This is a genomic window from Cardiobacterium hominis (assembly GCF_900637305.1).
Lineage (GTDB): Bacteria > Pseudomonadota > Gammaproteobacteria > Cardiobacteriales > Cardiobacteriaceae > Cardiobacterium > Cardiobacterium hominis.
The window spans coordinates 1,061,834-1,078,481 of record NZ_LR134365.1; the positions used below are offsets into that span (position 1 = coordinate 1,061,834).

Here is a 16,648-nt window from a genome sequence, read left to right on the forward strand (position 1 = left end):
CCTTATGTCGTAACCATGCGCAGGGCGCGGGCGCGCGGGCGGGCGCTGATGTTGCCGGAGAGGGTGATGCGGCAGCGCACGGTGTCGCCGCCGCTGATCGCCTGTTTGTATTCGTTGCGCACCCAGCCGTCGCCGAGCGGTTCGCCGTTTTCCGGAGTGCAGGATTTCCATGTGCCGTCGATTTCGATTTCTACGGTCAGCGCGCTGCCGCTGGGGGTGTTGCTCTCCAGCGTGACGATGGCCTGCCCGCTGCCGGCGACCACGGCGCGGCTGATGTAGGTCGCGGTCTCTTGCAGGTCGCCCAGCGCCAGCAATGCGCCGGGATACACCACCGGCGAGCGGGTTTTGCTGCCGCGCAGGGTGACTTTGGCGGTCAGGTCGCCGTCGGTGCGCACGTCCAGCCGTCCGGTCTGCTTGTCTTGCAGCGGGTAGCGGCGCTCGTCCGCCACGAAAGTGAAGTTGACGTCCGTTTCGACGCCTGGGCGCTCAACGTCCGCCATCAGGTAGAGGTCGGAGGTGTGGTGCGCGGTTTGCGTTTTCAGGTCGATGGTGTGTTCGGTCGCGGTGAATTCGGCGGCATACAGCCGAAACGCGAGGTCGGCGTTGTTGTGCGGCGTCCACGTTGAGGCGTTGGATGAGGACAGCAGCACGCCGACGCTGTAACCCTGTTCGGTGACGTAGCGGCCGGCGCGGCGGTCGTATTGGCCGACTTCGGCGATGGCGAGGCTGTGTTTGTTGTCGTCGGTGAGGATGACGACCGCAATTTCTTGTAGCGCCTCGATGTAGAGCGGGGTCGCAAAATCGACGACGGTTTCTTCACCGTTGCCCTTGATTTGTGCAGCGGTGATGCGCGCCTCGGCGAGTACCGCGCCGGTTGGCAGGCCGGTGGCCGTCTCGCGGATTTGTACGGTTACGGGCTTGTCGCCGATGTCCTCAAACCACAGGCCAACGGCCGCAATGTGCCGCCCCTCGGTGAGCAGGGTGATGGTCTGCGCCAGCGGGTCGTAACGGGTAACGGTGATGACGCGGCGGCGTTCTTCGAGGGTAATCTCGCCGCGCCCGGTGAACTGGGCGAGGCCACGGCTGCCGCGCTCGCCGATGATTTCGACGCTTTTGACCCCTGCCGGGATGCCGGTCGGGATGGCAAATTTACCGCGGGCGATGCCGCTGTGGTCTGCATGGATACTCATGGTTATGCCGCCTCCACGGCGATTTCGATGCCGTCAAAGATGACCCGGCGGATTTCTTCGTCCGGGCGGAATCCCTCGGCGCGGAAGGTGATGGTGATGGGGCGTAGTGTCTCGGCCTTGCGCGTGCCGACGGTTCGCCGCTCGATGCTCTCGCTGGTGCGCGTTGCGCCACCGCTGCCAAAGATGCGGGTCACGTCCGCACCATTGACGGTCTCGGTTTGCGTCCAGTAATCGACCGGCGGCGTCAGGGTGACGGTCGCCGGAATCGGGTCAAAGGCAGAGTAGGGGTTAATCCGCATATGGCCGGTGCGTGCCGTCTGCTCGACCAGTACCACCTTTTTGAATGGCAGGGTGAGCGGTGCGGTCGCGTCCGATAACGGCGCGACGTCGGCACGGATGGGGAGCATCAGCTCGCCATTGACAATCGCTGCCGTCTGGCTTTGGCCGAGGTCGCGCATGGCATCGTTGGTAAATGGATCGACAAAGACGCCGCGCGTCGCCGCCGGGGCAGTGGAGGACGCGTCGGTCTTGAGATTGAGGATGGCGACGAGGTCGTAGAGGTCAAAGATGTCGCGACGCATATCCTGCAACGTCCCCATGCTGACAGCGACGATGGCAGTAATACGCACGGCGGTTGGCGCATCCTTGAACCAAGTGTGATGCAACTGCGCCAGCTCCAGCTGGCCGGTGGTTGCAGGCGGTGCTTTCGGGTTCACACGGCGCGGCATCCCCTTGATGCGGGTCAGGTTGCCCTTGCGGTCCAGGGTGAGGGTGTCGGTGCGCGGCAGGCGCGTCTGGTAATCGACTTGCACCAATGAGCCGGCGACGGCGTTTTCCACGGTGAAGCCGCGCTCGTCGAGGTCAATCGGCTCGACTTGCACGATGTGGCGGTAGGTCACGCTGTAACTGCTACCGGGGGCAGGCTCGGCACCTGCGGGTGACCAGTCAATTTGCCCGGCGTTGAGGGTGTAATCTTTGGTCTGCTTGTAGGTGGTGCCGCCCTGTTGCACCTTGACGATTTCAATGACGGCCGGGTCGGGCAGGGCATCGGCGACGCCCGCATAGCTGCCGTGCAGTACGGTCTCGGTTTTCTCGCGGTGGATGGTCAACTTGCGCACGTCGTGGATCGGGGCGCGATCTACATTGACCCGCATCTTGCCGGTGGCGCCGCCGTTGTATTGGTGCGGCTCGGACTGGATGAGTTGCAGGTCGGGGTCAAACGGGTAGCGCAGGCGCAAGGCCGTGGCCAGCTCGATTTCGTGGCCATAGACGTGCGCCTTACCTTCTTGCAGCGAGTAGGTTTCTTCGGTGTCGGTCGCTGATACCCACACCAGCCGCAGGCCGTCGATGACGTAATGGCCGCCGTTGTTGTCGCGGTCGTAACGGGCGAGGGCGGCGGCAAAGCCGGAAAGGTCGGGCGGTGCGGTCTTGATTTTGAGGTGGCCGTCCTCGACGTCGTACACGCGGTAAAAATTGCCGGTGCCGCCGTCGGTGGACAATCCCCAAACGGCGCTGACGCGCAGGCGTGCCGCCCCCGGCTCGTCGTAGTTGCGTGTGCCTTCGCAGGGGTCGCGTAGGGTGGGGTCTTCGAGTTCGGTGACGACGGTTTCGGTCAGCCAGACGCCGATTTCCACCGTGCCGCTGGTCGGGATGGTGAGTTTGCGTTCGGCAACATCACGCACGCGGCCGCGCAGGTAGATTTCGGCGGTGGCGCAGGTAGTCGCGCCGGTATCGGCGTCAATGACGACCGCGCCGCCGGAAATGATGGCGCCGTCGCTCATGATGCGGTCGGCAATGCGGCGGATGACTGCGGCATGGATGGCCTGCATTTCGTTCAGTTCGGGGGACTGTAGGCCGAGGCCGGCGCGGAAAAGGATTTGCTCCTCGTGTGCCGTGTCGCGGCGGTAGTAGTTGGCAAGATTGATGTCTGTATTGGGCATGGCGGTCAGAAGGTGATGACAAAATCAAAGGTCTGGCGCGCGCCGACGCCGCGCTTGATGGCGGTGATGTAGTCGATGGCGAGCAGCGTGCCGGGGCTTTGCAGGTCGCCGGGCAGAAAGTAGGTTTGCCCGGCGGGGCGGTTGGGCAGGATTTCGGTGCCGAGGAATACGCCGAGTTCGCGGACGGTCTCGCCGAGGCCGTCGTTAAACTCAAACTCGGTGCGCAGGTAGAGGTTGGCGGTCGGCGTGTCACTACGGGCAAAGCGCGCGCCCAGCATGACGATGTCGCCGTCGTCCTGCGGTTTGCAGTAGTGGACGGCGTTTACTTTGCGCCGGGCGATTTCGTCGGTCAGCGCCAATGCGCTGCGCGGCTCGCGCGGGGTGTCGCTGTCCCATGCGGGCAGGCCGCGCCCCCAGGCAAGATGCAGGGTGCTGGCCTTGATGGCGGTGGCGAGCGCGACGCGCCCGCTGGTGGTAAGGATGGCCATTAGTCGGGTTCCTTGCAGTTGGTGATGATGGCGTTGGTGTTGGTCCAGTTGCTGCGCGGCCACGGCTGGTCTGCCCAGATTTGCCCGTAGTACACGGCGACGCCGCGCGGGTTGCCTGCGGCGGAGAGCGCGGTGTAAATCTCAAAGGGAAGCGGCAGGTCGTCGAGATAGAGGACGTGACTTTCGCGGCTGATTGCATGGCTGGCCACGGTGATGATGACCACCGCCCACGCTTCGCTTTCTTCGCGGACGGCGTGGCTAGCGTGGCGGTTGCGAAAGGAGATTTTTGGGTCGCTACCCGGTGGCAGGCAGGGCAATTCAGTGCGGCCGATGCGGATGCCGGAATCATCGTCGAGCAGGTCGCAATCCAGCGGGCTGTGGTCAAGGCGGAAGACGCCCCGGTCGTAGCCGTACACCAGCCGCCACAGACGGGATCGCACCGGCTGCGACAGCAGGGCAAGGCGTACCAACAGGCAGATTTGTTCGGGGGTGAGGACGCCGTGCGGATGCAGGTCGTACTCGGCAAAGTGGCGGTGCGGCTGGTAAGTTGCACCGGGGTCATTGCGCTCGGCAGATGGGCCGGACTCAATAATGTCGGCGGATAGGCCGACCCACGCGAAAGCGAGGTGCAGCGACTGCGGCGTACCACGGCAGCGGCTCCAGCGGATGCCCTCGCGGATGAGCTGGCGCTTGTCGTGGATGTAGGGGGTTATCTCGCCGAGGGCGTACTCGTAAATCAGCGCATCGAGCCAGTTGTCCGGCGGGTTGAATTTGCGGCCACGGATGGCGTCGTCGTCGCCCAGCTCAAGGATGCCCGCGCCAATCTGTGCCAACGCCTGTTCCAGCGCGGTGCTGTTGGGGGGTAGCAAATCCTGCCGCATCAGTAATCCCGCCCGCCGAGGGTGAGTTTGACCGCGCCGATGGCTGCCGCCTCGTCAGCTGCGATGACCACGTCTTGCGCCGGGGTAGTGAGGACAACCCGTTGCACGCCGTCTGCGTGCAGGGTGCGGATGAGCCAGCTGCGGGTGAGGTCGCGACCCAAACCGAGCTGGGTACCGACGGCGGTGCGCAAGGTATCGGGCAGGGTGTGGATGAGGTCGGCGTTGCCGTCGGGCAGCAGCCAAATGGTGGCGGCGACGTCGATGGTTTTGACGGTGGCGGCGCGGATGTCCAGCGTATCGGTGAGGACGCGGATGTCGTTGCGGTTGAGGTAATCACGGGTACGGGCGAGCAGGTCGGTATCCACCGTGCCGCTGTGGCTGGTGATGCTGATACGGACCAAGCCGGGGCGCGGGCTGTCCACATGGGCGTCGCGGATGGCGGGGTCGGCAGAGAGGGCGTGCCAGCGGTAATGCGCGGCGGGGCCAGCGGTGGATGCGCCACGGATACGCTCGCGGATGCGCGTGCGGAATGCCTCGTCGCTCTCGTCCGCGCGGCGCTCCAAACCGTAAAAATCGGCGAGGCGGTCGAGGTCGCGGTCGCGAGCGAAGGCGAGCAGGTTGCTCGCGGCGGCGTCATTGATGCGTGCGCGCAACAGTAGTTCGAGGTAGGCGTTTTCTTCGAGGAGTTTGGTGACGGGTGAGGATTCGAGGGCGAGGGTATCGCGCCACGCCTGTTGCTGGTCTTGCGGCCAGCGCGCAACGAATGCCGCCTTGCGGCGGGTGAGGATGGTTTCGTAATCGAGGGCTTCGATAACGTTGGGAATTTCGGGGGTTGCTGCGCTCATGCCCGCATTGTCGCAACGGCATTGCATGCGGGCGAGCGGCGGATTTCCACAAACGCGGATTGTGGAAATTAAGTCGGTTATTGGAGGATGGCTTGCGCCTGCAATTCTGCGTCATCGAGCAGGCGGGCGCGATAGTTGAGGACGGTTTTGCCGTCCATGCCGACCTCGATAATCGCGCTCTCCAACGTGACGCGCGGCTCCCAGCGGGTAGCCGCATCGACCAGCGCAGCGGCAAGGCGCAGGCGGTTAGCCGGGTTCATCGGCGCGTCGATGAGGGCAAAGAGGTAGCTGCCGTATTCGCGCCGCTGGATGCGCGAGCCGATGGGCGTCGTGAAGATGTCATGTAACGATTGACGGATGGCGGCCAGTTTGTCGGCGACCGGTCGGCCGCTGTCGCGGCTCATGTCGGTTTCGGCAAAGGCGCCGTTGCCGGGGCGGGTATCGGCTTGTTGTTCGATGGGCATTATTTTTGCTCCCATAACGCTCTTGCGTGTTCCATTGCCGCCGTTGGGGTGAGATGAACCAAACCATGTTCCAGATTGCGCCAGTCCAGCGGCAAGCTAAACCAGCGGCGGCTTTCGGCTTTCGGATAGCCGTAGCCGAAATGCGGCATGAAATATTTTTGCCCGAATTTCGGTGCTGTCCGTTCGGGCGCGGGGAATGCAATCACGCGGCGGATGGTTTGCACGCTGGCGGTCATTGCGGTGTGCCGGTGCTGGCACCGCCGGGCATGACACCGGGGTGGGTGTGAGTATCGCCGACGTTGGTGCCGTTGTGAGTGAGGGTTTTGGATTCGATTTTGACCGCCTGCGCGCGCAGGGTGATTTCGCCGGGGGTGTCAATCAGCAGCTTTTGCCGCTTGCTGTCGTACTCGACGCGGGTGCCGTCCTCAAATTCGAGGCGGTCAATCCACGGGCGGTCATCAACCGGGATATCTGGCGCGGGGACGTCATCCGACCACAGCATTCCGACGACGGTGGCGGTGTTGTAGTCGCCGCCGTCCACGGTGAGGACGATTTGCGTACCCTCGCGCAGCGGCAGCCAATGGCGGTAGTTATGGCTAATCCACGCCGGGAAGGGCAGCCAGTTGGTAGTTATTTCGCCGGTCTGTGCGCGGAATTGGCGCGTCTCCCAGTCGATTGCGGCGACGGTGGCGATGCGCAGCACGTTGTTGGTTTGCCGAGGGATGTCGGCGCGGAGAAAACTCATGGGTTGGTAATCATGTGGAGGTGGCGGAGCAGGCTCTCGCGGATCATCGCCTGATCTGCCTCATTGATGCCGAGCAGTTCACGGCGCGGGTATTGGGCGATGCCGTAGCGTAGTTGCTGGGACTTGCCGTAATGGTGGACGTTGGCCAGATAGCCGTCACGGCCGAAAAATCCGACGCGCACGCCGTCGCCGATGAATTTTTGCCGCAGGTGGCCGCGCTGGCGTAGCTTGAGCATCATCTTGCCATTGCGCGCACGGCGGCGCTCTTGTGGTTTGCGCTCCAGCCATGTTGAGCCGTCCGGCGCAGTCTGTGCGCCGATACGGCGGGCATTGACGCGGCGCAAGTCCTCGCCGACACGGCGGAATAGTTGCCGCTGTTCGGCGGGCGAGAGGCGGGCGACCGTGACGGCAATCCAGCGCTCCAGCGCCCCAAAGTTGCTCTCCATCGTAATTATCACGGGTACACCTTGCGGTCGATATGGGTCGGCGTGCAAACATCCATGTGGATGCCGTCGGCGGCGTTGCGGACGTGGTAGATGTCGGTGAGACCGCTGACGGTAATCAGCAGGTCGGCACGCTCGTCGTCCAATATATCCGCCTCAAATTTGAGAGCGTCCGGTTTATGGCCGGGTTGGGCATTGTGCAACCACCGGGCGACCATCCAGCAGGCGGCAGCCGGCGAACCGTGGTACTCCACAATCAGCACTTCGGCGCTGTATTCGAGGCGCAGGTTCTGGTTGGTCGCCTGGTCGGGGTGTTCGTAATGGCTGCGCACCGTGCCGGTTTTGACGCGCACGGTGAGGTCTTCCGGCTGGATGTTCAGGCCGCTTTCGAGCAGGGATTGTCGCAGGTCAGCGATTTTTTGCATGGCGTTCGTGGCGGGCTTGGCATTCGGTGCAGCGTGTGGCCGAGGGATAGGCGCGGCGCCGCGCTTCCGGGATGGGGTCGCCGCAATCTTCGCATTCGGCGCAGCCGGGGGCGGCGGGGATGCGGCGGCGGGCGGCGAGCGCTTGCGCGCGGTTCATTTCTTCGATTTCGGCGGCTTTGTCGGCGATGTCCATTGGGTGCGGGTGGTGTTAATCCAGTCGGTGGCATAGGCGTGGCGGGTTTGGCAGTCGCGGTATTGGCTGGTGGCACGGCTGATCCAATCGATGAGGTCGCCGAGGCTGCCGTCATTGAGTAGCGGCAGGTCGGCGCAGGGGCGCAGGGCGCTCGCTTCGACCGGCGGCGGGGGCAATACCGGCGGGCTGGGTGGAGGGACGTATGTGCTGGTTGAGCAGGCTGACAGCGCCAGACTCAAGGCAAGGCTTTTGCCGGTCAATCGTTGCAAGGTAGGCATTGAGGGTGTCCCCGGTTTGTTTCAGTTGGTTTTGGGTGCGTTCGTGGTTGGCGGCAAATTCGGCGGCCAGCACGTCATAACGCAGGAGTTGCACGTTGTGGCGGTCAATGGCCGTTTGCAGCTCGCCGACAAAGGTCTCCAGTTGTTGACGTTGCACGCTCGCCTGTCCGGCACGGTAGGCATAGCCGACCGAGGCGATGTTGTAGGCAATCAGCACCGCCGCACTCATGATGGCCAGCGGTTTAGACAGCATAGGGCGTCTCCCATTGGCGTGCCTCTTCTTCGCGGCGCAGGCGGAGGACGGGTTTGCCCGCTGCGTATATCCAGCGATGCAACTGTTCAGGGACGGCGGCGTAATCACCAGCGTTCAATTTGCGCAGCAGGGTGGACTTGCGAAAGGCGTTGATACCGACGTTGAAGACGAAGCTGACCAACACATCGAACTGGTGGTCAGCCAGCGCAACCTTGACCAAATCGCTGACGGCGGCTTCGGCAAGGTCGTTGTCGCGGTCAAAGAGGCGGGTAATCTGGTCGTTGCTCAAGCCGTCGCGCCAGTGGATGGCCTCGCCGTCAATCCAGATTTTGCCGCTGGTCATCTCCGAGCGTGTGAGCAGGTGGCCGACGCCGATGGTCGGCAGGCCTGCCGCGTCGTAATACATTTTGCTGCGGCTGCCCTCGCGGGCGAGCAGGGATTTAATGCCGGTTTGGGTCATTTGGCGGGTTGCTTTGGTCATGGTCATGGCTCCGTAGTTTTGCGAGGATGGCGAGGATGTCGGTTTGCTGGTAGCGTTCCAACGTGTAAAAAATGGCGCGCACCGCCGTCCAGCCGGGCAGACCGCACAAAAAATAGATGGCTCCCGCCTGCATCCCGGCCAGCTCATCGGCAAGCGGTTGCAGGTTGAGGTAATGGCTGATGACGTAACTGCCTAGGCCAATCGAACACATGACGGTGCTGATGATGGCGCTAAACCATTCGCGGGGGCTTTTCGGCTGCGCCATCGTCATGACGACGATGCTGGCGGCGACCGGGCCGACGATGTAAATGAGGATTTTGGTCAGTACCGCTCCGAGGGCGGGTTGCGCCGCGCCGCCGAGGGTGCTGTTGGTAATCGGGTCGGGCATGGTTATTCCCAAAGTTTGACGGTGGGCGTGGGCTTGGCTGCCGGGATGCGTGGAATATGGACGGGCGTCCCCTCTGCCAGCCGTGGCGAGTGCAAGGCGTGCGGGTTGGCCGCCATAACTTGCGCTATCGGCGCGGTGTTGCCGGTAATACGGTAGAGGACGTCGTCGAGGGTTTCGTGCTGGTGTGCGTAAGCGGTTTGCATTCATGGCGCTCCTCATATCAGGACGATGGTCGCGCGGCCGCGTCCCATCAGGCGGCGTAATGCCTCGCGGGAGCGTTGCAGCGCGGTATCAATGCGGCTCTCGATACCCTCGGCGCGACGGCTGCCGCTGTCGGTGGTGTCGATGTCGCGGTATTGCTCCAGCTCATACGCTTTGGCGCGTTGCCACACCGCTTGCAGGTAGCGCGCGGTGTCGCGGCCTGCGGCGAGCGTGGCGGTGGTCTGTTGCGCGCGCCACGGTTGCAGCTCGTCTGTGATGTCGAGCATGGCGCGGTTAAGGGTTTCGATACTGCGCGCGGGACTGACGTTATCATCCACACGCATTCGCAGCTTCCATTCGGCAACGGATAACGGCGGATAAAAATCATCCGGTGGCGTAATCAGGTCTTCATTCGGTTTCGGATTGCCGGGGCCATGCGGGATAACGACGCTCATGATTCCTCCGACGCATTGCGCGCTTTGAAATATTCGGCAATCTTCTTGGCCAGCGGTAGCGATACGGCTTTACGGCCTTCTTCGATGGCAGCTAATTGATGTACGGATATATCTAATTCCGCCGCCATTGCCTTTAACGATTGCTTTGCAGTTTTCCGTGCCGCCTTAATCGTTTCGCCGAATGTATTTAATTCGCTCATGGCAAAATCCTTATAAGAAAAAGTGCGTGGTTGATGACGGTAACAGGAGAAAAACCCGTCATCCCTGCCACGCGCAGGCTTCCCACAGGTGCGCGGTTGCAGCGGACAAAGGTGAAACTAACGGAAAGCCTTTGCGCCGCCGCGCCCCGCGCGGGCTGGTTGAGAGGGTTATTGCGACGGGGGTTGGTTTGCCGCCGCCTGTTCCGCGATTTCTTTTTCGATTTTGGCGATCAGCGGTTTCGCACCGACTTTGGCATTCAGCTCGACGGCGCGGCGCAGATGGTCAAGGGCGCGTTCGTTGTCGCCTTCGGAATACAGTGCCTCGCCGAGGGCGCGGTGCAGTTTGGCGACAATCTCGTCCACCATGTCATGACCGCTGACCGCATCCAGCACGTCGCCCAGTTGCAAGGCGCTGACGGGCGGGATTTTGCCGTCCGGGGTTTGCAGCCATGCCTCGGCGGCCAGCTCGGCATAGAGTGCCGGAGCGCTGCGCGCGAAACTTTCCGGGGCGGGCAGGTCGTGACGGACAAGGTAATCACCAACGCGCAAGGCGCGCTCGATGTCGCCGACGTCGAAACACCACGGCAGCATTTGGCTGATGACCGGGTCATGTGCGCCGCTGTCGGCGGCGAGTGCGCCGTCGATATAGGCGTTCCAGTTTTCTGCCATCAGCTCGGCCTTGCGTTCTTGGCGTCGTTCGGTGGACTGGATTTCTTTCAGCTGGCGCTTGTCTTGCGCCAGTTGCGCCAGCGCCAGTTCATGCGCGCTGCCGCGCACCGGGGTTTCTTCGGTGGCGGCACGTTCGGCGGCGCGGCGGGCTTCCTCGCGCTGTTTGTGCAATCGTGCAGGGCTTGCCATGTTTTACTCCCAGCCAGAGCCGTCGGCTTTCGGTACTTTGATACCTTCGACCAGACAGCAGGCGTCATAATCTTCAATGACGTAGCATTCATTCATGCTGCGGTATTCTTCGATGCGGTCTTTTTTCGGGTTATCGAGGTAATACAGGCGAGTCGAACCGGCTTGCGTATAGATAGAGAGATTTGACAGCGGCGTAATCATGAAGGCATCTTCGGGGAAGAATGGCACCGCAATGGTTTTCAAACCGCCGAATAATTGGCTGACCATTAGGCTTTCCAGCGCGCGGCGCTCGGTCGGTTTATCGTTGTCGCCAATCAAATGCAGGTATTTGTCGGTCAGCAATTTGCGTCCGGCGATAACGATTAACTCGTCATCGTGATACCACGGCTCAATCAATTCGTGCGCAGCGTCATATACGGCGGCATCAATATTCGGGTAGTCCTTGTCATTGAGGTTGCCGATTTTTTTGCCATTCATGACTGCGCTGGATTTATGTGCGCGTAGTTGTTGCAGCCAGCCAATATTGACGTCTTGCAGTTTGGAATTGGTGGTGCGGTTGGTATCAGCGGCAACCGATGTACCATTAAAGCCGATCATCAGGCGGTCGCGCGCAATTTGTTTGCTGGTTGCCAAACGCAGCAATGATTGAAATTCGGGGCGGTGCCGCCAACTATCGAGGGTGTTGTAGCGGATATGCGTGTCAAAGTTGGTTTGTTCGCAACGGTATTTGTCATTGGACAAGGTTTTGACGTCGCGCGTTTGCCGCTCGGCATTGCCACTGGTATCGGTTCGCCCGGCAATGGTGCTATTCACACCAATAAAGACTTTTTCGCCTTCTTGCTGGTCAACGGTGATATGGTTAATCAGCGTCAGGAAAGGACTGGTTTCCTGAATTTTCTCCAGCAGCTTTTGTTCAACGGATGGTTCGACGTTGAATTTCTGCGTGGCGTCGGCAACATGGTTTAATTCTGCGATGCGGTGCAGGAATTTGTTGAAATGGTCGCGGGTTTGCTTGTGCATTTGTAGTCCTTAGCAATCGGTTTGGATGTCGGTCGTGCCATTGGCAATGGGACGCGGGGCAGCAAATAATTGTGCCGGTTCTGGCGGATTGGCCGGGGTGGTATCCATCGCCTGTTTCAATTCGGTAAATTGTTTTTGCAGCCCGGAAAGCTGGTTTTTCAGCGTGTCAATTTCCCCCTGCAATGCCTGTTTGCCCGCGCTGTATTCATTGGCGACGGTGGTAATGGCTTCTTCAATTCCGGCGAACCGTTTGCCGTTGTCTTTTTCCGCATTTTCCTGTTTGGAAAATATCGCCCTGATTTTGTCCATGATGCCGGGCGACGGCTTTTCTTCGTCGCTCAAATCAGCCTGAACATAATCGGAAAACAAATGTTCCGGTTCTTTCTGGATGGCACTAAAGGAAAGGCGGCTGGTGCCGGTGCTGGCCGGGCTGTCAGTAACAGCCAATCCAACAAGGTATGCTTCGCCGGTATCGGCAAATCTCGGATTGATTTCTATCGAGGTGTAAACCTTTTGCCCCGCCTGATTGATTTTCACCAGTTCCGGGGTCGGGTTAATGGCGGCGAGCAGGACGGTTTTGCCGTCCTTGTTCTTTTCGGTTTTGAGCGCGGTAACGTCGCCCAATGCCGGGAAAGCGCTGTCGGCATACAGGCCACGGATATGCTCCAGCCAAATGCGCGCACCGTATTTAGCGGGGTCGTAATTCTTCGCCATTTGTTCGAGCTGTTCGCCGCTGATGTGGCGGCCGTCAATGGTTGCGCCTTCGGTGGCGACAATGTGGTATTTCAAGGGATGCTCCGGGGCTGGTGATTCGGTGGCACGATTGTTGTCGCCTTTGCTCCTGCACTCAATCGGCGCGTTTCCACAATGCGGGATTGTGGAAATAATGCTCTTTTGCCCGCGTGCGCGCCTGTCCATCATGCGCGGCATGACTACTTTGCTTCATCCTGATTTATCCCCTGAAAAAAATGCCCGCCTTTTATTCTGGCGGGGTTTTACTTGTGCGGAAATCGCCCGTCTAATGGGTATCCCCGATACCACCGTGCGCTCGTGGAAAACGCGCGAAGGCTGGGACAGGGCGCCCATCGCTCGCCGTATTGAGGAGCAAATCGACGTGCGCCTCGCCGTCCTCGTCGCCAAAGACGACAAGTCCGAGAAGGACTACAACGAAATGGACAAACTTGCCAAAATCCTCGAACGGACGGCACGGATTGGTCGTTATCAGGACGGCGGCAATGAGGCGGATTTGAATCCCAATGTGCGCAGACGCAATGAGGGCAAGCGCAAAAAGGCAAAGGAGCGCGGCGATTCCGGAAAATTCGACGCCGACATGATTGCCGAATTAAAGCGCGCATTTCGGGAGCGGATGTATCCGCACCAAATGGCATGGTATGAACACTCGAAAAAATACGAAATGCGCCAATACGTCAAAAGCCGCCAAATTGGCGCGACGTATTATTTTGCGCAGGAAGCATTATTGACGGCATTGGAAACGGGGAAAAATCAAATCTTCATTTCTGCCTCGAAAAGTCAGGCGCACATTTTCCGCAGCAATATTATCGCCTTCGTCGATGAGGTGTTGGGCGTGCAGCTCAAGGGCGAACATATAAAATTGTCGCCCGGTACCACCCTTTATTTTCTCGGCACCAATTCCAATACGGCGCAATCCTATTCCGGCGATTTGTACATTGACGAATATTTCTGGATTCCGCAATTCAAGAAAATCCAGCACGTTGCCGCCGGGATGACGGTTCACGATGACCGCCGCATTACCTATTTCTCCACGCCTTCAACCGTTACCCATGAGGCCTATCCGTTATGGACGGGGGCGGAATTCAACAAAGGCCGCCCAAAATCCGAGCATATTGATTTGGACGTGTCGCATAAGGCGCTCAAGGATGGGCGGCTGTGCGAGGACGGCTATTTCCGTCAGGTGATTACCATCGAGGACGCCATTAACAGCGGTTTTGACCGGGTAACAATGGAAAAACTGCGGATTAAATTCCCGCCGGGGCAATTTGAAAACCTGCTCATGTGCCAATTCGTCAATGACACGGACAGCATTTTCAAGATGGCGGAATTGCAGCGCTGCATGGTCGATGCGTGGACGCTGTGGAAAGATTACACCCCGCTCGCCCCGCGCCCTCTCGATGATGCGCCGGTGTGGATTGGTTATGATCCCAGCCGCTCGCAGGATGATGCCTCGCTTGTCGTCATTGCGCCGCCACGGGTGGAAGGCGGGGTTTTCCGCATTGTTGACAAGCAAAGTTTCAACGGGCTGGATTTTGATGGTCAGGCGCAAAAAATTCGGGAGTTTTGCGCCATCTATAACGTCGCCAATATTGCCATTGATGCCACCGGCATCGGTCAGGCGGTTTATGACCTAGTGCGCCAGTTTTATCCGCGCGCCAGGAAAATTATTTACACGGTCGAAGCCAAGAATGAAATGGTACTGAAGGCGAAGCAACTCATTCACCACGGGCGCCTGCAATGGGACGCCGGATGGACGGACATCGCCCACGCCTTTTTGACCATCCATCAGGCGCAGACGGGCAGCGGGCGGCAGGTTACTTACAAGGCAAACCGTACTGCGGCCACCGGCCATGCTGATTTGGCATGGGCGACAATGCACGCGCTCATCAACGATCCACTCGGTACTATTGATGAGGCCGGCTTCTCCGGCAAACGCGGTTTTGCCCGTATTTTTTAATTTTGGGAGTTTTAATGTTCAAAGGCAAAAAAGAAAAAACCGCTGAAGCGCAGCGGGTGTTTTCGTTTCAATGGGCGGGCGAGGAAATCGAAGTAACCGGCGCAATGCTGTTGCAATACCTCGAATGCGCTTTCAACGGCGAGTATTACGAATTGCCGTTTTCGATTGATGCGCACGCCAAATATTACTACTCTTTGCTGTATATCCGCAGCGCTTTGCAGGCCAAAGCCAATATCCTGACCAGTTGCTACCAGCCGCACCCGTTATTGTCGCGGCAGGAATTTTCAAAGCTGATTATGGATTATTTGTGGTTTGGCAATGCCTATCTTGAGCGGTCATATGCTCGCAGCGGCAAATTGCTGGCGTTGCGCCATTCCCCGGCAAAATTCACCCGCCGCAGCCGCGATAACCGTTACCGATTCATCGTGCGCGACCGCGATTTTTTCAGCGGCTACGCCATTCACGATTTCCCCAAAGGCTCAATTTTTCATTTATTCGAGCCGGATGTGAATCAGGAAATTTACGGTGTGCCGGAATGGTTGCCCGCCATCCAGTCGGCATTACTCAATGAGGCAGCAACCAAATTCCGGCTGCGCTATTACCGCAATGGCTCGCACGCAGGCTATATCATGTATCTGACAGATGCAAATATCAATGAGGCGGATATTGACACCTTGCAGGAGCAATTGAAATTGTCGAAAGGACCGGGGAATTTCCGCAATTTGCTGTTGTACGCGCCCAATGGCAAACCGGACGGCATCAAGTTGCTGCCGATTTCCGAGGTTGCCGCCAAAGACGAATTTTTCAACATCAAGGCGGTGTCGCGCGACGACCAGCTCGCCGCCTGCCGCGTGCCGCCGAACCTGATTGGCATTGTGCCGACCAATTCCAGCGGCTTCGGCAGCATATCGGACGCGGCGACGGTGTTCGCCCGCAATGAGGTGCGGCCGTTGCAGGACCGGTTTTTGCAGATTAACGATTGGCTCGGCGAGCCGGTCATCGCCTTCGAGGGCTATGAGATCGCGGCGCTCGATCCAAGTTGATTTGCGTCGCCTCAAATGAGGGCGAAAAACAGGAAACGCCGGGAATGCCCGGCGTTGTTTTTGTTCAGCATTTGTAAATCAAGTTGTCTTCGTAGCGCGCCGTCGAGTTGAGTACCGTGTTGATGCTGATGGTCTGATAATCAATGAATCGCTCCCAGCCAGCGAGGCGGTCGCCGATGACCAGTTGCAGGTAAGCGGGCAACTCGCTCCGGGTGGACGAGAAGAAGATAAACGGCGGGCGGACGTGTAGCATCAGGCGCAAAAACTCGACCATGCCGAAATAGCCTTGCTGTTTGTATGCGCCCTGCATGGTGCAGATATAAGGTGGGTCGAGGATGAGCAGGCAGCGCGGGTTGGCGGTGTGTTGTGGCAGCAGGGTGGTGTAGCTTTCACGGGTGATTTCTAGGCCGTCGAGGTAGCCGTCGGCGGCCGGGAAATCGCTACGGCGCACGGCGTGATACATATGCTTGCCGCAAAGCTCCTCAATGCTGGATGCCTGATTGCCCGAAAACAGCAGCCAGCTGATCAGGCAGTTGAGATCGGTATAGCCGTCAAAGGCGCGAATGGCCGCCACGACCTCGGCACGTTTGGCCGTTTTCAGGTGGACGCCGCGCGGGTGATGGCGCAGGACGTCTTCGAGGATGCGGCGCAGGCGGTTGATGTCGGGGATGTGGCGCAGGCGCTCGGCGTAGCCGTCGTAATCGTTATAGATGACGCGCGCTGCCGGTTTGTGGTGTTTGGCCGCGTGCGAGAGCAGGCCAGAGCCGCCAAAGGCGTCGAGGATTGTCCAGCCGTCGCCATCATCGGGGATTATCTGGTGCAGGACGGTCGCAAACTGGTTGAGGAATGCCCGCTTTTGTCCGATGAAGGGGAGCGGGGCTTTGCTGTGCATCTTTTTTGCCATTCAGTTCTGGTGATGGCATTCGCGATGCTCGCGAGGGGGCGGTGCAGCCGCCGGGGCAGGTGTCTATGGTATTGGTGGCCTTGCAGCGCGGGCATTTGATTTCAAGGCGGCCCACGCCGCAGGCGAGCAGTTTGTTGCAGCGGATGCAACGGATTTTCATGCAGCGTCCTTTATTCCTGTAGAATCCACCGCGCTCGATCGAGCGGCGGCATTAGGCTTGCAGGTTACGCTGCGGGCTGGCGT

General features: G+C 59.8%; 24 protein-coding genes. 2 read left to right on the top strand and 22 right to left on the bottom strand.

Translation table 11 applies throughout. The features are described from left to right. Window positions 1–2: 2 nt before the first annotated feature. From EL199_RS05180 to EL199_RS05280, 21 genes are all read right to left on the bottom strand, one after another. Complete coding sequence (locus EL199_RS05180) at window positions 3–1,190, bottom strand: alpha-crystallin domain-containing protein (protein ID WP_004139405.1); 1,188 nt, start codon at window positions 1,188–1,190, stop codon at window positions 3–5. A gap of 2 nt (window positions 1,191–1,192) precedes the next feature. After that, window positions 1,193–3,130 (bottom strand): DUF4815 domain-containing protein, encoded by a 1,938-nt coding sequence (locus EL199_RS05185; protein ID WP_004139406.1) that lies wholly within the window; start codon window positions 3,128–3,130, stop codon window positions 1,193–1,195. Between the two features lie 5 nt (window positions 3,131–3,135). Next, complete coding sequence (locus tag EL199_RS05190; RefSeq protein ID WP_004139408.1) at window positions 3,136–3,618, bottom strand: hypothetical protein; 483 nt, start codon at window positions 3,616–3,618, stop codon at window positions 3,136–3,138. After that, window positions 3,618–4,499 carry a phage tail protein gene (locus tag EL199_RS05195; RefSeq protein ID WP_004139410.1) on the bottom strand — a complete coding sequence of 294 codons (882 nt, stop codon included), beginning with the start codon at window positions 4,497–4,499 and terminating at the stop codon, window positions 3,618–3,620. Before EL199_RS05195 ends, EL199_RS05190 begins: the two co-directional genes overlap by 1 nt. Further along, entirely contained in the window at window positions 4,499–5,344 is an 846-nt protein-coding gene (locus EL199_RS05200; protein WP_004139411.1) for a baseplate assembly protein, read from the bottom strand. The genes EL199_RS05195 and EL199_RS05200 overlap by 1 nt, the downstream gene beginning before the upstream one ends. Window positions 5,345–5,421: 77 nt before the next feature. After that, window positions 5,422–5,808, bottom strand: coding sequence for a GPW/gp25 family protein (locus EL199_RS05205; RefSeq protein ID WP_004139414.1), 387 nt, complete (start codon window positions 5,806–5,808; stop codon window positions 5,422–5,424). Further along, window positions 5,808–6,032 (bottom strand): hypothetical protein, encoded by a 225-nt coding sequence (locus tag EL199_RS05210; protein ID WP_126316016.1) that lies wholly within the window; start codon window positions 6,030–6,032, stop codon window positions 5,808–5,810. Before EL199_RS05210 ends, EL199_RS05205 begins: the two co-directional genes overlap by 1 nt. 8 nt (window positions 6,033–6,040) lie before the next feature. Further along, window positions 6,041–6,553 (bottom strand): phage baseplate assembly protein V, encoded by a 513-nt coding sequence (locus tag EL199_RS05215; protein WP_004139420.1) that lies wholly within the window; start codon window positions 6,551–6,553, stop codon window positions 6,041–6,043. Next, the gene (locus EL199_RS05220; protein ID WP_004139423.1) at window positions 6,550–7,011 is read right to left on the bottom strand and encodes a phage virion morphogenesis protein; all 462 of its coding nucleotides are present in this window, start codon (window positions 7,009–7,011) and stop codon (window positions 6,550–6,552) included. Before EL199_RS05220 ends, EL199_RS05215 begins: the two co-directional genes overlap by 4 nt. After that, window positions 7,008–7,421, bottom strand: a complete 414-nt coding sequence (locus tag EL199_RS05225; protein ID WP_004139430.1) for a phage tail protein — start codon at window positions 7,419–7,421, stop codon at window positions 7,008–7,010. Before EL199_RS05225 ends, EL199_RS05220 begins: the two co-directional genes overlap by 4 nt. Next, on the bottom strand, window positions 7,405–7,614 hold the full coding sequence (locus EL199_RS05230; RefSeq protein WP_004139432.1) for a TraR/DksA C4-type zinc finger protein: 210 nt from the start codon (window positions 7,612–7,614) through the stop codon (window positions 7,405–7,407). The genes EL199_RS05225 and EL199_RS05230 overlap by 17 nt, the downstream gene beginning before the upstream one ends. Beyond that, on the bottom strand, window positions 7,575–7,790 hold the full coding sequence (locus tag EL199_RS05235; RefSeq protein ID WP_126316017.1) for a hypothetical protein: 216 nt from the start codon (window positions 7,788–7,790) through the stop codon (window positions 7,575–7,577). The genes EL199_RS05230 and EL199_RS05235 overlap by 40 nt, the downstream gene beginning before the upstream one ends. Beyond that, entirely contained in the window at window positions 7,726–8,145 is a 420-nt protein-coding gene (locus EL199_RS05240; protein WP_004139433.1) for a hypothetical protein, read from the bottom strand. Before EL199_RS05240 ends, EL199_RS05235 begins: the two co-directional genes overlap by 65 nt. After that, a complete protein-coding gene (locus EL199_RS05245) occupies window positions 8,135–8,626 on the bottom strand; it encodes a lysozyme (protein ID WP_050768030.1) in 492 nt (163 codons plus the stop codon). Before EL199_RS05245 ends, EL199_RS05240 begins: the two co-directional genes overlap by 11 nt. After that, window positions 8,586–9,014 carry a hypothetical protein gene (locus tag EL199_RS05250; RefSeq protein ID WP_004139437.1) on the bottom strand — a complete coding sequence of 143 codons (429 nt, stop codon included), beginning with the start codon at window positions 9,012–9,014 and terminating at the stop codon, window positions 8,586–8,588. Before EL199_RS05250 ends, EL199_RS05245 begins: the two co-directional genes overlap by 41 nt. A 2-nt stretch (window positions 9,015–9,016) precedes the next feature. Then, complete coding sequence (locus EL199_RS05255) at window positions 9,017–9,217, bottom strand: tail protein X (RefSeq protein ID WP_004139439.1); 201 nt, start codon at window positions 9,215–9,217, stop codon at window positions 9,017–9,019. A gap of 12 nt (window positions 9,218–9,229) precedes the next feature. Continuing rightward, window positions 9,230–9,670 carry a head completion/stabilization protein gene (locus tag EL199_RS05260; protein ID WP_004139441.1) on the bottom strand — a complete coding sequence of 147 codons (441 nt, stop codon included), beginning with the start codon at window positions 9,668–9,670 and terminating at the stop codon, window positions 9,230–9,232. After that, a complete protein-coding gene (locus EL199_RS05265) occupies window positions 9,667–9,870 on the bottom strand; it encodes a helix-turn-helix transcriptional regulator (protein ID WP_004139442.1) in 204 nt (67 codons plus the stop codon). Before EL199_RS05265 ends, EL199_RS05260 begins: the two co-directional genes overlap by 4 nt. Window positions 9,871–10,038: 168 nt before the next feature. Next, the gene (gene gpM / locus EL199_RS05270; protein ID WP_004139443.1) at window positions 10,039–10,728 is read right to left on the bottom strand and encodes a phage terminase small subunit; all 690 of its coding nucleotides are present in this window, start codon (window positions 10,726–10,728) and stop codon (window positions 10,039–10,041) included. 3 nt (window positions 10,729–10,731) lie between these two features. Continuing rightward, complete coding sequence (locus EL199_RS05275) at window positions 10,732–11,748, bottom strand: phage major capsid protein, P2 family (RefSeq protein ID WP_004139445.1); 1,017 nt, start codon at window positions 11,746–11,748, stop codon at window positions 10,732–10,734. A gap of 9 nt (window positions 11,749–11,757) precedes the next feature. Next, complete coding sequence (locus EL199_RS05280; RefSeq protein ID WP_040354481.1) at window positions 11,758–12,537, bottom strand: capsid scaffolding protein; 780 nt, start codon at window positions 12,535–12,537, stop codon at window positions 11,758–11,760. Here EL199_RS05280 and EL199_RS05285 point away from each other — a divergent pair. After that, window positions 12,500–14,458: a terminase large subunit domain-containing protein gene (locus EL199_RS05285; RefSeq protein ID WP_232008352.1), complete on the top strand. Its 1,959-nt coding sequence runs from the start codon at window positions 12,500–12,502 to the stop codon at window positions 14,456–14,458. The genes EL199_RS05280 and EL199_RS05285 overlap by 38 nt on opposite strands. Window positions 14,459–14,472: 14 nt before the next feature. Next, complete coding sequence (locus EL199_RS05290) at window positions 14,473–15,501, top strand: phage portal protein (RefSeq protein WP_004139448.1); 1,029 nt, start codon at window positions 14,473–14,475, stop codon at window positions 15,499–15,501. Between the two features lie 64 nt (window positions 15,502–15,565). Here EL199_RS05290 and EL199_RS05295 read toward each other — a convergent pair whose 3' ends face one another. Continuing rightward, entirely contained in the window at window positions 15,566–16,405 is an 840-nt protein-coding gene (locus tag EL199_RS05295; RefSeq protein WP_004139449.1) for a DNA adenine methylase, read from the bottom strand. Window positions 16,406–16,648: the final 243 nt, after the last annotated feature.